Origin of the sequence: Flavobacterium sp. MMS24-S5, assembly GCF_050320125.1 — a bacterium.
GTDB lineage: Bacteria > Bacteroidota > Bacteroidia > Flavobacteriales > Flavobacteriaceae > Flavobacterium > Flavobacterium tyrosinilyticum.
In genome coordinates this window covers 3,882,445-3,899,928 of the sequence record NZ_CP190016.1, presented here as the reverse complement: position 1 = coordinate 3,899,928, position 17,484 = coordinate 3,882,445, and the positions used below count along the sequence as shown (strand labels likewise).

Here is a 17,484-nt window from a genome sequence, read left to right as displayed (position 1 = left end):
GCGATTAGAATTTAATATGTGGTAATTTTTCTCCTAATTGATTTATTTTCTGCTGGAGTTTAGCCAAGAATTTTTGATGCTGTTCAGATTCTGGATTAAAGCTTCTGTGGCGAAGACTTTTCTGGATTTCATCAACTTCCTGCATTGTTGTCAAACTTTCCTGAGAAATGTAATTTTCGCTGAAAAGCTTCCAGATATAATCGATCGCAATTTGATTGGGATGCAGCATATCTTCATTATAAAAACGATAGTCGCGAAGTTCGTCCATCATGATTTCATAAGAAGGAAAATAGTTATGAGCTATGAGTTTTGAATTATGAGTTTTTAAAACCTGATGCAAAGCTGTAAACAAATGGGATTTACTTAATTGGTTCTCTACAAATCCATCTTTGATATGACGAACTGGAGAAATAGTGAAAATGAAATTTATATTTGGATTTAAAACCTGAATGGCTTCAATTGTATTTTGAATACTTTGTTGAATTACTTCAATAGACAATAATTCCTTTGAAAATTGTTTTTGAGGTACTTTATGGCAATTGGCAACAACTTCGTCTTTTTCTAGATTTCTATAAATCCATGAAGTTCCAAAAGTGATAATAATATGGGTTGCTTCTTTTAATTGTTTATTCGTTTCTAAAATTGCTTTGTTTAAAGTTTCAAGCAATTCTTGTCGGTCGGCATTACTTAAATCAGAATGCACGTCAAAAGAATGCCAGCGTTCATTATGAAAGAAAACGTCTTTTTCTTCAAACCATTGTTCTTTACAAATTCGTTCAAATAATTTTTCTATAGAGACCGAATTAAATATAATTCCAAACGGATTGGTTTCATTCTGAAATTTAAAATAATCGAATTTCTCCGCCATATTCTCTGCAAAACAAGAACCAATAGAAAGTATTTTCGAGTTATAATCGATTGGCGAATTACTTTTTGAAATGGGGATTTGTGTTCTGAATTGCATGACTTAAACATTTTAAACAAATTTCGATTATTTTTAGCAATAAAAAAAGCCAGATAAATCTGGCTCTATAGCTAAAAAGTTGGCTTTTAATAAAAATATTCAGTGGTACCTAAACTATCAGATCCTGTATTAACTTCTTTAGTTGGGTATCCTTGATCATTATAGGTAAAAGTGCTGTTTCCCCATAAATCACCATCTGCTGTATCTGTTAGGGTATTGAATTTAACTCCATTTGCTTCTCCATCAACAAATGCAATTTTATCCATTCCTAAAATATTTTTAGTTGCATTGTTTTTATTATCATAAGTGTATTTATGATCTGGTGAGTTAGTGCTTGTAATTTCGCTTACTTCACCATTTACAAATTTAATTGTAGCTGTTCCTGAAGGAATAGTTTGGGAAACATCACTTCCTGAATATCCCTTCACCGAAATTGTACCATCTGTATTATACGTATAAACTTCTTTATATCCTCTTAATACTGCTACTCCTTCCTCATGTTCATATTCAACTCTTACAAAAGTTGATAGCTTTCCATCAGTAGTGTATGTAAAAGTATTTACTTGTTCTGATTTTCCATTAGGAAGTTTGAAATCAATTTTTGTAATTAAATCTCCTGTATAAGTATAATGCAGATTAAAAAATCCAGTATCATCTGTTGCACTTACTATTTTGTTACCGTCATACTTATAATTAATGGTAGCTTTATCTCCATCTGGATTTGTAATAACAGTTTTTTTAAGTAAAACAAGATCTGAAGAACTTGATGAATCATCGCTTGAACACGATGTCAAAACTAGTGCTAAAGCACCAAAAAGGCATAATAGTTTTTTCATGTTGATTTGGTTAAAATTCTTATTGGTGCAAACCTAGTACAATCAAAAATCAAAACCTTACGGGATTCCTCATCGAAGCATATTTTACAATTAAAAATTATTACAACACTAATAACAAACAATATAAAGAATATCTTAAAACACAATATCCCTTTTATGACTTCTTTTATTTTTGCGTGATAAAAATTGAAAAACGTAAAAACTTTAAAAACTCCATCAGTAAATTTTACCTGCAAAAAAATTACATTTTTAATAACAGAAATCAACTTCACAAACTAAAACAATTCCTTACTTTTGCATCTTCCATTTTTTTAAAATCTTATATGAAATTATTATATACTTATATTATCAAACATAAAATGCTCTTGTTTTTTGCTTTGATAATGGCCACTATCAACATTTGTTTCAGTTTATCAGACTCTGTAATTACGGGTAAATTAATGCAGGACTGCGGCGTCGGTCTGTCAAAATACAAAGGGAACGAAATCGGATTTATAAAATCTTTAGCTTTCTGGCTTGGTCTTTCACTTGGTGCTGCTATGATTTCCAGAATTACCAAAAACTTTCAGGATTATTTTACCAATGTTGTCATTCAGAGAACTGGTGCGCAAATGTATACCGACGGAATCAAAAAATCTCTTGATCTTCCTTACGCAGAATTTGAAGATCAGCGAAGCGGTGAAACTTTAAGCAAACTGACAAAAGTTAGAATCGATTCAGAAAAACTGATCACGCTTTCTATTTCTCTAATTTTCCAAACTATTATTGGTTTCATTTTCGTAATCGTTTATGTAGCCCGAATTGATATGAGAATTTCAATTATCTTTTTAATTACTGCTCCAATTATTGCTTTGGTAAGTTTGTATTTAGGAAAAAAGATCAAAATTGTTTCTCGAAAAATCGTGAATCAAACCAATGCGTTAGCAGGTTCTACTACCGAAAGTTTAAGAAACATCGAATTGGTAAAGAGTCTTGGCTTAACATATCAAGAAGAAAAACGTTTAAACTTAAACACTTTTAAGATTCTTCAACTAGAGTTACAAAAAATAAGATTTATAAGAAGTTTAAGTTTCATTCAAGGAACAACCGTTCATTTCTTGAGAACTTGTGTTGTTTTTGCTTTGTATTATTTCTTATTTGGAGGAAAAATTATCGTTGGAGATTTATTGACAATGGTATTTTTTACCTTCTTCATTTTTGTCCTTTACAAGAATTAGGAAACTTCATCATCGCTTTGAACGAAACAAAAGTTTCAATGGAGAATTTCAAAAACTTACTGAACGCTCCAAAAGAATTCCGCCCAAAAACTCCAATACATATTGGTGCAATTCAGAAACTGCTTTTCGAAAATGTGAGTTTTCAGCATAAAACTGCCAAATTTAAAGCAGTTGAAAATATCAATTTCGAAATCAAACAAGGTCAGACCGTTGCGTTTGTTAGGCTGTCGGGATCTGGAAAAACAACTTTAGTAAAATTATTAGTTGGATTATATACTCCAGAAGAAGGTCAGGTTTTATACAATGATATTGATTCGACCGAAATTGATTTACTAGATTTAAGAAAACAACTTGGTTTCGTGACTCAAGATGCACAATTATTCTCTGGAACAATCCGCGAAAACTTACTATTCGTTAAGCCAAATGCAACCGACGAAGAACTTTATGACGCTTTAAAACGCGCAAGCTGTGACAAACTTTTAAGACGCGCCGAAGATGGTTTAAATACTACAATCGGAGAAGGCGGAATCAAAGTGTCAGGCGGTGAAAAACAGCGTTTATCTATCGCGAGAGCTATTCTTAGAAATCCGAATTTATTGATTTTTGATGAAGCGACTTCTGCTTTAGATTCGATTACCGAGGAAGAAATTAACGATACGATACGAAATATTTCAGATAAAAACAGAATTACTGTTTTAATTGCGCACCGTTTATCAACTGTAATGCACGCTGATAGAATTTTTGTTCTAGAGCAAGGTAAAATCATCGAGCAAGGAAAACATGAAGATTTGATTGTTGAGAAAGGATTGTACTACGCTATGTGGCGCCAGCAGATTGGGGAGAGAAAATAGTTGCGAGTAAAGAATCTCGCAAAGTCGCAGAGTCGCAAAGTTTAATTTTTTAAGCTTGGCGACTTTGATTGCAGAGTTACTTGCGAAGATTTCTCCTTCGTAGAAATGACATAAAATGAGAAAACCCTATAAATACAAAACCCGACAGGTTTTAAAAACCTGTCGGGTTTGTTGTGAATTATAAAAACTTAGTTCCTTAGTATCTTAGAACCTTAGCATCTTATTTAACAAAATCAACCGCTTTAGCTAAAGCTTCAGCAATTCCATCAACATTTTTACCTCCAGCAGTTGCGAAGAAAGGCTGTCCTCCACCACCACCTTGGATGTATTTACCTAATTCGCGAACAACTTGGCCAGCGTTTAAGTTTTTCTCTGCTACAATTTCTTTAGAAACATAACAAGTTAACATTGGTTTTCCTTCGTGAGCAGTTGCTAAAACTACAAATAAGTTGTTGTAAGAACCGCCTAATTCGTAAGCTAAATCTTTTGCACCTTCTGGGTTTAAATCTACTTGTTTAGCTAAGAATCGAACTCCATTGATTTCTTGTAATTCTTTAGCCAAATCAGCTTTCATATTTTTAGCTTTATCTTTCAATAAAACTTCCAATTGTTTTTTCAATTGCGCATTTTCGTCTTGTAATGCTTGGATTGCTTTTACAGGATCTGGAGCATTTTTTAGCACTTCTTTAATTTCTCCAAAAGAAATTGCTTGAGACTCAAAATATTCTTTTGCAGCTTCACTTGTAATCGCTTCAATTCTTCTAATTCCAGCAGCAACAGCTCCTTCAGAAACAATTTTAAAATGCCAGATATCAGATGTATTGGCAACGTGCGTTCCTCCGCATAATTCGACAGAATCTCCGAATTTAATAGTACGAACTAAATCACCATATTTTTCACCAAACAAAGCAATTGCACCATCTTCAAGAGCTTGATCTTTTGGAATCGCTCTTTTCTCGATTAACGGCAAACTCTCACGAATCCTTGCATTTACAAAGTTTTCAACCTCTAATAATTCCTCATCAGTAACTTTAGCAAAATGAGAAAAGTCAAAACGCAATGAAGCATTTCTTACCATCGACCCTTTTTGCTCGATATGAGTTCCTAAAATCTTACGTAAAGCTTGGTGCAACAAGTGCGTAGCAGAGTGATTTGAAGAAGTTTTAGCTCTTTGAATAGCATCAACAACAGCATTAAAAGTTCCAGTAAGATTCTCTGGCAGTGATTTTGCCAAATGTATCGTTTGGTTATTTTCTTTTTTAGTGTCGATGATATAAATGATATCTCCGTTTTGCGCTTCTAAATATCCTTTATCTCCAGTTTGCCCTCCGCTCTCTCCGTAAAATGGAGTAGCATTGAAAACTAATTGGAAAATTTCTCCATCCTTTGCACTTTCAACTCTACGGTATTTTGTAATCTTAACTTGTTGTGATAATCTGTCATAACCAACAAACTCCTGAATATCATCTTCTACAAGCACATTCCAGTCACCAGCAGTTACTTTAGAAGCTGCACGAGATCTTTCTTTTTGTAATTGTAATTGTTCTTGGAATCCTTCTTCATCTAATTTCAATCCTCTTTCAGAAAGAATCAAAGCCGTTAAATCAATTGGGAATCCGTAAGTATCATACAATTCAAATGCTTTTTTACCATCAACAGTATCTCCGTTGTTATTTAAAATTACAGCATCTAAAAGAATCAATCCTTGATCTAATGTTTTAAGGAAAGAGTTCTCTTCTTCACGAATTACATTTGAACAAAGTGCTTTTTGTGTTCTGATTTCAGGGAAAGAATCTCCCATTTGCTCACTTAGAGTTTCAACCAATTTAAAAATAAATGGCTCTTTAGTCCCTAAGAAAGTAAATCCGTAACGAATAGCACGACGTAAAATTCTACGAATTACATATCCTGCTCCTGTGTTAGATGGCAACTGACCGTCAGCAATAGCAAATGCTACCGCACGAACGTGATCTGCCACTACACGAATGGCAATATTCATTTTATTTTGTTCTTCACTAATGCCTGTTACATCATTAGTTGTATATTTTGCTCCAGTAATGGTTTCGATTTCTCTAATCAAAGGCATGAAAACATCAGTATCATAGTTGGATGTTTTTCCTTGCAAAGCCATACATAAACGCTCAAATCCCATTCCGGTATCAACGTGCTGTGCCGGAAGTTTTTCCAATGAACCATCTGCTTTACGGTTGAATTCCATGAATACATTATTCCAGATTTCAACAACTTGCGGATGATCGTTGTTCACTAAACTTTTTCCAGAAACTAAAGCTTTTTCTTCTGCAGAACGTAAATCAACGTGAATTTCAGAACAAGGTTGCACATCGCTCATTGATCTCCCATTTCCCAGAAATTATCTTTTTTGTTTCCAAGAATAATTCTATCCTCGTCAATTAATGTTTTCCAAATATCCCAAGCTTCTTGATCAAACGGAACATTATCCTCTTTACTTCCTTCAAAAACAGAAACATAAAGATTTTCTTTTGGGATCTTGTACACTTCTGTCAATAATTCCCAAGCCCAGTTGATTGCTTCTTTTTTGAAGTAGTCACCAAAAGACCAGTTTCCTAACATTTCAAACATAGTGTGGTGGTAGGTATCAATACCCACCTCTTCAAGGTCATTATGTTTTCCTGAAACACGAAGACATTTTTGCGTATCGGCTATTCTTGGACTTTTTGGAGTTCCGTTTCCTAAGAAAAATTCTTTAAACTGGGCCATTCCCGAGTTGTTGAACATTAGGGTTGGATCATCTTTAAGAACAATAGGAGCTGAAGGAACAATAGTATGCCCTTTACTCTCAAAAAAATCTAAAAATTGTTTACGTACGTCTTGTGATTTCATATTTAAATTAGAAAAATGTGTCAATTTATTGTGTCAATTTGAAAACTAGATCATTAGCTAATTAATTCATTTGATGATGCGTTAAGTTTTTTATAATGTAATTAAAAAACTTATAATTTAAACAATAAATTGCCTATTTTGCGCATTATCTAATGATAAAAATAGCCCCAATATCTAATCATTAATCCTCGTAAAAAAGTGTCGAATAACTGAAACAATTAGCAGTTTTATTCGACTAACTCATTTTACAAGGTGCAAAAATAGCGTATTTTAAAATATGGCGAAAGTAAAATATTATTACGACCCAGAAAATCTGGCTTATACAAAAATAAAAACCAGAAAAAGAATAAAAATAGGTTACGCATTCTTGTTTTTACTGGCATCGGCTCTATTTGGTTTTTTAGTTTTTGTTCTTTTAATTAACACACCTTATTTCGAAACTCCAAAAGATCGTTTACAGGCACGCGAAATTGAAAATTTGAAACTTCAATATGCCATTTTGAATAAAAAACTGGATGAAATTGATGAAGCTGCAGATGCTTTAGAAGAACGTGATAATAATATTTATCGTGTTTATTTCAACAAAGCTGAAATTCCAGATTCGATTCGAAAAGCTGGTTTCAGAAGTTCCGACAGATACAAAACACTAGAAGGATATAACAATTCTCAATTGGTTTTGAATGCAACAAAAAGAGTTGATAAATTATCGAAGCAATTGGCAATTCAGTCTAAATCTTTAGATGAAATTTTAAAATTAGCTGGAGCTAAAGAAAATTTATTATTGGCTATTCCTGCCATTCAGCCAGTTCGAAATGAAAATTTAAAACGTGTCGCGTCAGGTTTTGGATATCGCATTGACCCTTTCACGAAAGTGAGAAAAATGCATAACGGAATGGATTTCACCGCCAATACAGGCGCTCCAATATACGCAACAGGAGATGGTGTTGTGGAAAGAGCTGACAACACAGCTTCAGGATACGGAAATCATGTTGTGATCAGGCACGGTTTTGGATATGAGAGTTTGTACGCGCATTTGAGCAAATACAATTGTCGTCCGGGGCAGCGTGTAAAACGTGGCGATGTTATTGGTTATGTTGGAAGCACAGGAAGATCTGAAGGTCCGCATTGTCATTACGAAGTGCATAAAGACGGTAAAGTAGTCAATCCGCTGAATTTTTATTATGGAAATATTTCAGCTGTAGAATATGTTGCGATTTCACAAATGGCAAACCAAGAAAATCAATCATTAGATTAATAGTACAAAAAACACTATTTTTGAAGTAAAATAGAAAAAAACGAATCATGCATATTGAACTTTCTAAAGACAAAAGATATTACAGTATTGGCGAAGTTGCCAAAGCTTTTAATGTCAATGCTTCTTTGATACGATTTTGGGACAGCGAATTTGACATTCTAAAACCTAAAAAAAATGCAAAGGGAAATAGAATGTTCACTCCAGACGATATTACCAATCTTCAATTGATCTATCACTTAGTAAAAGAAAGAGGATTTACACTTGAAGGCGCCAAAACACACTTAAAAGAAGGTCAGAAGAAAACGTTAGATAAATTCGAAATAATACGTAAATTAGAGTCGATAAAAACGCAACTGAACGACATAAAAAACGAATTGTAATTAAAAATAGAAATAAACTTAAATCAAAACAAACATGAAAAAGTGGTTAATCCCTGTAGGAATTATTGTAGCACTTATTGCTATTATCGCATTTTGGTCGATTGGTATTAAAAATACTGCTTTACAACACAGTCAAGCTGTAAATAAAGAATGGGGAAATGTTCAAACGGCTTACCAAAGACGTAATGATCTTATTGGGAATTTAGTAAACACTGTAAAAGGTGCTGCTGACTTTGAAAAAGGAACTTTGACTGCAGTAATTGAAGCTCGTGCCAAAGCTACATCGGTAACTATCAATCCTAGCAATGTTACACCAGAACAATTAAAAGAATTCAATCAGGCTCAAAGCGGAGTAAGTTCATCATTATCAAGATTATTGGTTTCTGTTGAGCAATATCCAACTTTAAAAGCAAACGAGAATTTCTTAAAATTACAAGACGAATTAGCAAGTACTGAAAACCAGATTTTAACTGCTAGAACTCGTTTTAACGAAGCTGTACAAGTTTACAACGGATACGTTTTAAAGATTCCAAACAACTGGTTCTTGAGCGAATACAAAGAAAAACCATACTTTGAAGCCTCTACTGGAGCTGATAAACCAGTTGAAGTAAAATTCTAAAATCTACAATCTAAACTCTAAAATCATTTTCATGTCAAAAGTAGAAGATTTTTTAACCAAAGAAGAAGAGCGTGAAATTGTTGAAGCAATTCGCGTGGCCGAAAACAATACTTCTGGCGAAATTAGAGTACATATAGAAAAAACAACTTCTAAAGTCCATTTTGATCGGGCTTTAGAAGTTTTTCATGAATTACGAATGGATGAAACCAGATTGAAAAATGGAGTACTGCTCTATTTTGCAGTTGAAGATAAAAACTTTGTGATTTGTGGAGACAAAGGGATTAATGATGTCGTAGCCAACGATTTTTGGGATTGTACCAAAGACATTATGGTGAATCATTTTAAATCCGGCAATTTTAAACAAGGAATTGTTGACGGTATTTTGAATGCCGGAGAACAGCTCAAAAAATATTTTCCTTCTCAGGAAGATGATGTAAACGAACTATCTAACGAAATCTCAAAAGGATAAATAATGAAAAATTCCAAAATTAAAACCCCAAATTCTAATAGAATTTTTCAGATTACTTTTTTGTTTATCGCATTATTTATCAGCAATGCTATTTTTGCGCAATTTGAGATTCCACCCAAACCAAGTTTCCAGACTTCTGTTTACGATTACGCTAACATTTTAAGTTCTACAGAAAAGACACAATTAGAAGAAAAACTAGTTCGTTACTCTGATTCTACCACTACTCAAATCGTAGTAATTACAATTGAAAGTTTAAAAGGAGAAGATGTAAGCCAATTAGCAACTAAATGGGGGCAAACATGGGGAATTGGAGGAACTAAAGAAGATGATAATGGAGTGGTCATTCTTTTAGCTAAAAATGAAAAAAAAATTGCCATAAATCCTGGATACGGTCTTGAAGATCGTTTAACGGCAGGTATTGGCGGAACAATCATCAGAAATATTATTATACCTGAGTTTAAAGCAGGAAGCTTTTACAACGGTCTTGATAAAGGAACTGATGCTATTATTGATGTTTTTAAAGGAAAATACAAAGGCGAACGCAAACAAGCAAAAGGACAAGATTTTCCTATTCTGCCTTTTATTGTAATTGTTGTAATTGTTTTAATCTTACTCGCTCGAAATAAAAGAGGCGGTGGAGGAAATTCTGGCAACAATGGCGGCGGTGGCCTAGCCTACTCGATGTTATTATTCTGAGCAATCTTGGAAGAAGTGGCGGAGGCGGATTTGGAGGCTTCGGCGGTGGATCATCTGGTGGTGGTTTTGGCGGAGGCGGAGGTTTCGGCGGCGGATTTGGCGGTGGAGGTTTCTCTGGCGGTGGATTTAGCGGAGGCTGGTAATTTATTCTGGTTCTAATTTTCTTTGTTTCAGGTTTCAAGTTTAGGTTTCAATCTTAAAAAATCATACATTTACATTTTACAATTTATTAATAGATGTTATCACATAAAGCAAAATACGCCCTTAAGGCCTTACTTTATTTAGCAGAACAAGACGAAAATCACATTTCTAGAACTGTAGAAATCGCTGATGGCGCTAACATTCCTAAAAAGTTTTTAGAGCAGATTTTATTAGATCTAAAACGCGGTCGTTTTGTAAGCAGTAAGCAGGGAAAATTTGGCGGATACTATCTAATTAAATCCAAAAATGATATCACTTTGGCAGAAATTCACCGATTATTTGACGGTGCAATTGCCCTTTTGCCATGCGCTTCTTTAAATTTTTACGAGCCTTGCTCTGATTGTAAAACCGAGTCTGAATGCAGTCTTCGTCACGGTTTAATGCTAATTAGAGATAAAACTTTGAAGGCTATGGAAGGCATCACAATCGCCTCATTGGTAAAAAAATAAAAAAATATTTTCTAAAGTCTAGTAAATCGATAGAATTAATTATATATATTTGCCAAAAATAATTAACTAATCATTTACAAAATTTTAACTCATGAAAGTACATTCTAGTAAATCAGGTGGACAAAATCTTTTGCAAAAAAAACATAATTATAATTTCACAATCGTGAATACTGCTTCATCTATGATGTGTATGTGTTGGTAAAAAAAAATTTAATTTTAAATTCTACTAATCATATATACTTAATATAAAAAAATGAAGACATCTATAAAAAATATACTTACAATACTTGCAGTTTTAACATTTTCAATCTCATTCGCACAAAAAATTGACGGGGTTGTTACAACAGATCAAAATATTCCTTTAGAAGCAGCCAATGTGGTAATTAAAGGAACAACTTTTAGCACAATTACAGATTCTGAGGGAAGATTTTCGATAGAATCACAGGGAAAATTACCGCTTACAATCCTAGTTCAATACATTGGTTATAATACTGCTGAACTTGAAATTACAGCTATCCCTGCTTCGCCATTATTGGTGACTTTACGCGAAGAAAACAAACTTGTTGAGGTTGTAGTTTCTTCAAGAAGAAGAATTGAAAAAGTACAAGACGTGCCTATTGCCGTTTCTGTAGTTACAGGAAAACAAGCAGAAGCAGCAGGAGCTTTCAACGTAAACCGTATTAAAGAATTGGTTCCTTCTGTACAATTGTATTCTTCTAATCCAAGAAATACTGGAATCAACATTAGAAGTTTAGGTTCACCATTCGGACTTACCAACGATGGTATCAATCCTGGAGTTGGTTTCTACGTAGACGGTGTTTATTATGCTCGTCCTGCAGCAACTACTTTAGATTTTATCGATGTAGAACAAATCGAGGTATTACGTGGCCCACAAGGTTCTTTATTCGGAAAAAACACAACTTCTGGAGCTTTTAATATTACATCTCGCAAACCAAGTTTTACAACTGGTGCCGATTTTGAATTGAGTTATGGAAATTACGCCTTTTTACAAGCTAAAGCTTCTATCACTGGAGCATTAGGAAAAAAAGTTGCTGGCCGTTTATCTTTCTCAGGTACACAACGTGATGGTTTAATTGATAACGTTGCAACAGGAAGACCAACCAATACTTTAAACAATCAAGGTTTTAGAGGACAATTATTATGGACTCCTACTGAAAATACTAACATTACTTTTGCAGGAGATTTAACAACACAGCGTCCTGACGGTTATGCGCAGGTTGTTGCTGGTGTTGCCCCTACTCAAAGGGCTGCATACCGTCAGTTTGATGCTATTATTAAAGATTTAAATTATCAATTACCAAGTTTAAATGCTTTTGACCGTAAAATAGATCACGATACACCTTGGCGTTCTGGACAAGATTTAGGAGGTGTTTCTTTAAACATTGATACTAAAATTGGAGGCGGAACTCTAACTTCTACAACTGCATGGCGTTTCTGGAACTGGGCCCCGTCAAACGATAGAGATTTTACAGGATTACAAGTTTTAGCTAAATCTCAAAACCCAACAAGACAAACTCAGATTACACAAGAAGTTCGTTATGCTGGACAATTAACTTCAAAAATTAGTGGTGTTGCAGGAGTATTCTTTATCGATCAGACTTCTCAAACAGATGGTACAGAAGAATCAGGAAATGCTCAATGGAGATTCTCTCAAAGTTCAACAAGTCCATTATGGAAAACTCCAGGTCTTTTTGAAGGATACGGAATTAAAACTGATGCAAGAATTAGAGCTTCTAGTGCTGCAGTATTCGGACAGCTTGATTGGGCTGTTACAGAGAGATTCCACATTTTACCTGGTTTGAGATATAATTTTGATAAAAAAGATGCAAGTTATTCTCGTAAAACTTATGGAGGTCTTCAAACCACAGACCCTGCTTTATTGGCTTTGAAAAAATCGGTTTACTCTGATCAGGCATTTGATTCAAATACTGACAATACAGACTTTTCTGGAAACTTAACGCTTACTTATAAAGCATCAGACAAAATCAACGCTTATGCAACTTATGCAAAAAGTTACAAGCCGGTTGGAGTTAACGTAGCTGGTCTTCCAACAAATGCAGCGGGACAGCCATTAACTGAACTTGCAGTGGTTAAGCCAGAAAAAGTAAATCATTATGAAATTGGAGTAAAAACTTCTCCTTTCAAAAACTCAATTTTCAACTTAACGTTCTTTAATACTGACATCAAAGATTTCCAAACCAACGTTCAGGCAGCTGAATTAGGTGTAAACCGCGGATATCTTGCTAATGCAGATAAAGTACGCGTAAGAGGTGCAGAATTGGATGCAAGTTTTGTTATCAATTCGCACGTAACAATTAATGGAGCGGCAACTTATACAGATGGTAAATATGTGAAGTTTACTAATGCGCCACTTCCGTTAGAAGAAACTGGAGCGCCAGTTGCCTTCAAAGATGTTTCTGGAACTGAATTGCCAGGAGCTTCAAGATGGGCAGGTTCTCTTGGAGGTGAACTTTCGGACAACGCAAAATTCTTTGGTAATGCTGGAAAAATCTTCTTTGCTGCTGACGGATACGCTCGTTCTGAATTTTCTTCAAGCCCTTCGGCTTCAAAATATTTAGTAGTACAAGGTTATGCAATCTTTAATGCTCGTTTAGGTTTCCGTGCTTCGCAAGGTTTATCTATTCAGATTTGGGGAAGAAACCTTTTCAATAAAGATTACTATGAGCAATTATTGCCTGCAGGTGGTAACACAGGTCAATATGCTGGAGTTCTTGGTGATCAAAGAACTTACGGAGTTACATTTAAGTATTCACTGTAAGATGGTTAGTTAGTTTTAGTATTAAAAAGGGATACATTTTAAAATGTGTCCCTTTTTTTATTTCACAAAATAACTTTCAAATCAAATTTTAAAATAGACAGAAATAAGATCATTTGTATAAATTCGCAGCCTGAATTTATAGTTTTTGAACAGATCTTTTAGATTACTTTTTATCATAATCTTTCTTTGTCAGCTAATTACTGGGCAAAACCAAAGAAATATCGACCAGCAGACTTTGACCTGGATTCGATACTATAATATTTTTCCATTATCCGAAAAATGGGCTATTCATTCCGAATTTGATAATCGAAGTTTTGTAAATCCCGTTCATGAGAATCTTTTCGTTATACGATCTCAAGCTCGTTACAGAGCCAGCCAATTAATGGATTTTGGTGCCGGATTTGCCTTTTTTAGCGTCAATACTCAAAACCCAAACCTTGATCCTGATTATTCTGTTCCTGAATATCGTGCACAGCAAGACCTTACTTTAATTAATGATATTGCCAAAATCACTTTTCATAATCGCTTTCAACTAGAAGAACGATTCATTCAAAAAGCAGATAAAAACGGACTTTTAGACGAATTCTCATTTGCTTACCGATTTAGATACCGATTACAATCTATGTTTACCCTTTGGGAAAAAGAAGGAAGAAGCATAAAAGGAACAATTTCTGACGAAGTTTTATTCAATTTCGGAAAAGACAATCACAGAAATACTTTTGATCAAAATCGTTTTTACGTTGCTTTACGTTATCATTTCACACCAAATCTTGGATTGGAACTGGGTTATTTAAAGAACTTTCAAAGACGCGCCAGCGGTGTAGATTTCTACGATCGCGATATCATCAGGTTTACGGTTTATCATAGAATTAATCGGAAAAAGTTATGAGTTAGGAGTTATGAGTTATGGGTTATACAAAAAATGCCTATCAAATTAATTTGACAGGCATTTTTGTAACCTTTGAACCTTAGATCCTTAGCATCTTAGTACCTCAGAACCTTAAAAACTAAGATCCTCTCTGTTTTCTTCCCTTTTTGCTTTCAGCAAAGTTTCCAATTTTATACGCTAGAGAAAACATTACGTAACGTTTTAAAACTGTATTTTCTTCATCTCGAATTGAGGTTGGCGAAATGGTTCTTGTGGCACTTTGATTCTGATTTAAAACATCATACACTTTCACTTTTGCATATAATTTTTTATCCATAAATCCGTAAGAAAGACTCGTATTCCAAAGGAAAAAATCCTTTTTGAAATCGTCTGAAATATTTGAATTGTACGTATATCCAAAATCATTTCCGAAGATTAAATTAGCGGGCCAATAGGATGTGGTCTGCAAATTAATTCTGTGAATTACGTTTGAAGTCGCATCTCTAGAATAGTTTTCATATCGTGTTTCGTTGTATGATAAACTATAAGATGGCGCAATCGAAAGCACTTCTCCATAATCGTAAGAAGCGTAAACACTTGGCGTAATTACAACCGATTTTGCATTGTACATAACCGCATTTGTAAATCCTTTATCAAAATTATAATTACCGCTTAAACGCAAACCGTATCTTAAAGTATGAGCATCTTTTTTAACTTGCTGATTCCAATTTCCTCCAACCGAAGCCGAATACGTTCCCGAAATATTTACATAAGTTGTATTTCTTTTTCCACTATCATCATAAATAGAAGTTGAAACTATATCATTATTGTAGTAATCTCCTTTAAGGAACAAGCTATAGCCAGAACGCGTTCTAAAATCAAAGTTTTTAAAGTCGATTCCTGCCGTGTTTTTCTCAATCGGATTTAAGTTTGGATTACCAATTACACTATTCAACGGATTATTTAAATCTGCAACTGGCATTAATTGTGTTGCCGACGGAAGCGCATTAGAATAATCGTATTTAAAAGTTAAATTTTTAGAACGATTAAATTTATATCGAAGTTGTGCCGTTCCGTACGGAAGCATGTATCTTTTATTCAAATCGGTTGCTTGATTTAAATAAAAAGAATGATTATCGAACTCCACAATTGATGTTCTAGAATTGATATTAAGCGAATATTTACTTTTCTGCCAACTAATTCCAACTTTTGGTGTAATCGAATTTTGTTTGGATGTGGTATAATTTGTTAGAGACAAATTTAAATCTGAATAATCTTGTGAAGCATCATCAAAATTAAATGTCTTTTGATCATTCATCGAACTTTGCCAGTCAAAATCGGCACCAAAACGAACGCGAAGCGAATCTGTAATTGGCTCTGTATATTCTAAATCTAGTGAATAAGCATCGCTTTTTGAAGTGTTTTTTGCGTTCTGATTTCTTTCGTCATTTGGTTTATTATCCTGATAGAAAATAGTCTCCGAAATGTTGATTCCGTTCGAATCATTTTTAGTGTTATTATTATTAAAAACCACACTTAAATTTCGCGACTTCTTTTCAAACGTTTTATTGAAATTAATACTATTGGCAAAACTTGTATTTGAACTTTCTGTATGCGATGTTGCCGTACTTTCGTTCAACGCATCGCCATTTTCATTTTCAGAGAAAGTCGAAGATTCAGCATTACTCTTTGATTCGGATAAATTCAATTTAGGAGCAACAACAATCTGCATCGTAGGATTGATTTTGTATTCTAATTCAAAATTAGCCTTGTTTCCTGTATTTTCATTTCTAGTTTTAGAATCGGCTTCTGTTAAGATATTTCCCGTTGGCAAAAAACTAAGCTGGTTGGATTTGCTGTCATTTTTAGTCACCGAATTTGTAAAGTTATAACTGCTCATAAACTCCAAATCCTTTGTCCAATCGTCAGAATAATTAATCCCTGCCAAAGTCGACTGTGTAATCCCTTTTCCTCCACTGCTTGCGCCTTGACTACCTCCTTTTGCATTTCTTCCTCCTCCCATATTATCAAACACCTCATCCATAGAGAATCCGGTTGAGTTGATATTATTTGAAGATGCTAAAACACTAATTTTTTGTTTGTTCTTGAAGAAATTCATCATCAAACTACTTTCATAGCGTTCGTCTGAACCATATCCTCCAAGTACTTTACCGAAATATCCCTTGTTTTTCTTTTCGTCGATTGTAATATTTATACTCGAATAATCTGAAGTAGATTCTTGTTTAGAAAGTTCTTCTTTTTTAGTTTTAAAATCAGAAACCTGAACTTTTTTAATAATATCTGCCGGAAGGTTTTTAATGGCAATAGCTCCATCTTTATCAAAAAATGCTTTTCCGTTGACTAAAACCTGATTGACTTCTCGCCCATTTACGGTAATTTTTCCTGTATTGTCAACATCAAATCCTGGCAACTGTTTCAATAAAGTTTCCACATTTGCATCTGGACGCACTTTATAAGATCCGGCGTTAAATTCTAATGTATCTTTTTTGATGGTAATGGGCGGTGCTTCGCTTTTTATGATTACCTCATTTAAGACATTTGCATTTTCAAGCATGTACAATTTACCAAAGTCTTTACTTTCTGTAAGTCCTTTTTGTTCTTCGTAATATGCTTGATATCCCGTATAATTTACTTTCAGAAAAACGGGCTTGTCATACTTTTTAGTATTGATAATGAAATTTCCGTTTTTATCGGTCGTAGCATATTCAATAATGGTTGAATCTTTTACCGCTGTAAAATAAACGGTTGCGAGTTCTAGCGGAAGTTGCGAGTTAATATCGACTACAGTTCCTTTAATAACAATATTGTTCTGGGCATTTGCCGAATATACAAAGGCTAAAAACAATAGTAATGAATAAATTCTGGTCATAAAATTAGGTTAGTTAGATCAGTAAGACTTAAAAAAACGCAAAAGGTTTAATTGTATTTTTTACATTTATCCAAATATAATGCCAATAAAAAAATTGATCTTTTAATTATCTAGACACCAAACATAA

The 17,484-nt window shown here is 34.0% G+C and carries 10 protein-coding genes and 3 pseudogenes; 9 read left to right on the top strand and 4 right to left on the bottom strand.

The features are described 5' to 3' along the window. Positions 1 to 4 precede the first annotated feature (4 nt). Together ACPWTF_RS18030 and ACPWTF_RS18025 are read right to left on the bottom strand one after the other, a co-directional pair. Entirely contained in the window at positions 5 to 964 is a 960-nt protein-coding gene (locus ACPWTF_RS18030) for a GSCFA domain-containing protein (protein ID WP_427872392.1), read from the bottom strand. 86 nt (positions 965 to 1,050) lie between these two features. Then, complete coding sequence (locus ACPWTF_RS18025; RefSeq protein ID WP_427872391.1) at positions 1,051 to 1,800, bottom strand: hypothetical protein; 750 nt, start codon at positions 1,798 to 1,800, stop codon at positions 1,051 to 1,053. Between the two features lie 323 nt (positions 1,801 to 2,123). Between ACPWTF_RS18025 and ACPWTF_RS18020 the strand changes: the two are divergent. Further along, positions 2,124 to 3,868 (top strand): annotated as a pseudogene (locus ACPWTF_RS18020) (ABC transporter ATP-binding protein). 220 nt (positions 3,869 to 4,088) lie between these two features. Here ACPWTF_RS18020 and alaS read toward each other — a convergent pair. Then, positions 4,089 to 6,730 (bottom strand): annotated as a pseudogene (alaS, locus tag ACPWTF_RS18015) (alanine--tRNA ligase). 277 nt (positions 6,731 to 7,007) lie between these two features. Between alaS and ACPWTF_RS18010 the strand changes: the two are divergent. The 8 genes and pseudogenes from ACPWTF_RS18010 (at position 7,008) to ACPWTF_RS17975 (ending at position 14,488) form a co-directional block, all read left to right on the top strand. Further along, positions 7,008 to 7,985, top strand: coding sequence for a M23 family metallopeptidase (locus ACPWTF_RS18010; RefSeq protein WP_201998240.1), 978 nt, complete (start codon positions 7,008 to 7,010; stop codon positions 7,983 to 7,985). 47 nt (positions 7,986 to 8,032) lie between these two features. After that, the gene (locus ACPWTF_RS18005) at positions 8,033 to 8,365 is read left to right on the top strand and encodes a MerR family transcriptional regulator (RefSeq protein ID WP_111364203.1); all 333 of its coding nucleotides are present in this window, start codon (positions 8,033 to 8,035) and stop codon (positions 8,363 to 8,365) included. 34 nt (positions 8,366 to 8,399) lie between these two features. Continuing rightward, positions 8,400 to 8,984, top strand: a complete 585-nt coding sequence (locus tag ACPWTF_RS18000; RefSeq protein ID WP_427872390.1) for a LemA family protein — start codon at positions 8,400 to 8,402, stop codon at positions 8,982 to 8,984. Positions 8,985 to 9,015: 31 nt separating this feature from the next. After that, complete coding sequence (locus ACPWTF_RS17995; protein ID WP_250833911.1) at positions 9,016 to 9,453, top strand: TPM domain-containing protein; 438 nt, start codon at positions 9,016 to 9,018, stop codon at positions 9,451 to 9,453. A 3-nt stretch (positions 9,454 to 9,456) separates the two neighbouring features. Next, positions 9,457 to 10,292 (top strand): annotated as a pseudogene (locus tag ACPWTF_RS17990) (TPM domain-containing protein). 93 nt (positions 10,293 to 10,385) lie between these two features. After that, positions 10,386 to 10,799, top strand: a complete 414-nt coding sequence (locus ACPWTF_RS17985) for an RrF2 family transcriptional regulator (protein ID WP_012023964.1) — start codon at positions 10,386 to 10,388, stop codon at positions 10,797 to 10,799. 253 nt (positions 10,800 to 11,052) lie between these two features. Continuing rightward, positions 11,053 to 13,599 carry a TonB-dependent receptor gene (locus ACPWTF_RS17980; RefSeq protein WP_427872389.1) on the top strand — a complete coding sequence of 849 codons (2,547 nt, stop codon included), beginning with the start codon at positions 11,053 to 11,055 and terminating at the stop codon, positions 13,597 to 13,599. A gap of 145 nt (positions 13,600 to 13,744) precedes the next feature. Then, positions 13,745 to 14,488, top strand: coding sequence for a DUF2490 domain-containing protein (locus tag ACPWTF_RS17975; RefSeq protein ID WP_427872388.1), 744 nt, complete (start codon positions 13,745 to 13,747; stop codon positions 14,486 to 14,488). Between the two features lie 118 nt (positions 14,489 to 14,606). Here ACPWTF_RS17975 and ACPWTF_RS17970 read toward each other — a convergent pair whose 3' ends face one another. After that, on the bottom strand, positions 14,607 to 17,357 hold the full coding sequence (locus ACPWTF_RS17970) for an outer membrane beta-barrel protein (RefSeq protein WP_427872387.1): 2,751 nt from the start codon (positions 17,355 to 17,357) through the stop codon (positions 14,607 to 14,609). Between the last annotated feature and the right edge of the window lie 127 nt (positions 17,358 to 17,484).

Bases quoted from the DNA above. Each gene is read 5' to 3' on its own strand.
- ACPWTF_RS18030 (WP_427872392.1), bottom strand. From the start codon at position 964: ATGCAATTCAGAACACAAATCCCCATTTCAAAAAGTAATTCGCCAATC.
- ACPWTF_RS18025 (WP_427872391.1), bottom strand. From the start codon at position 1,800: ATGAAAAAACTATTATGCCTTTTTGGTGCTTTAGCACTAGTTTTGACA.
- ACPWTF_RS18010 (WP_201998240.1), top strand. From the start codon at position 7,008: ATGGCGAAAGTAAAATATTATTACGACCCAGAAAATCTGGCTTATACA.
- ACPWTF_RS18005 (WP_111364203.1), top strand. From the start codon at position 8,033: ATGCATATTGAACTTTCTAAAGACAAAAGATATTACAGTATTGGCGAA.
- ACPWTF_RS18000 (WP_427872390.1), top strand. From the start codon at position 8,400: ATGAAAAAGTGGTTAATCCCTGTAGGAATTATTGTAGCACTTATTGCT.
- ACPWTF_RS17995 (WP_250833911.1), top strand. From the start codon at position 9,016: ATGTCAAAAGTAGAAGATTTTTTAACCAAAGAAGAAGAGCGTGAAATT.
- ACPWTF_RS17985 (WP_012023964.1), top strand. From the start codon at position 10,386: ATGTTATCACATAAAGCAAAATACGCCCTTAAGGCCTTACTTTATTTA.
- ACPWTF_RS17980 (WP_427872389.1), top strand. From the start codon at position 11,053: ATGAAGACATCTATAAAAAATATACTTACAATACTTGCAGTTTTAACA.
- ACPWTF_RS17970 (WP_427872387.1), bottom strand. From the start codon at position 17,357: ATGACCAGAATTTATTCATTACTATTGTTTTTAGCCTTTGTATATTCG.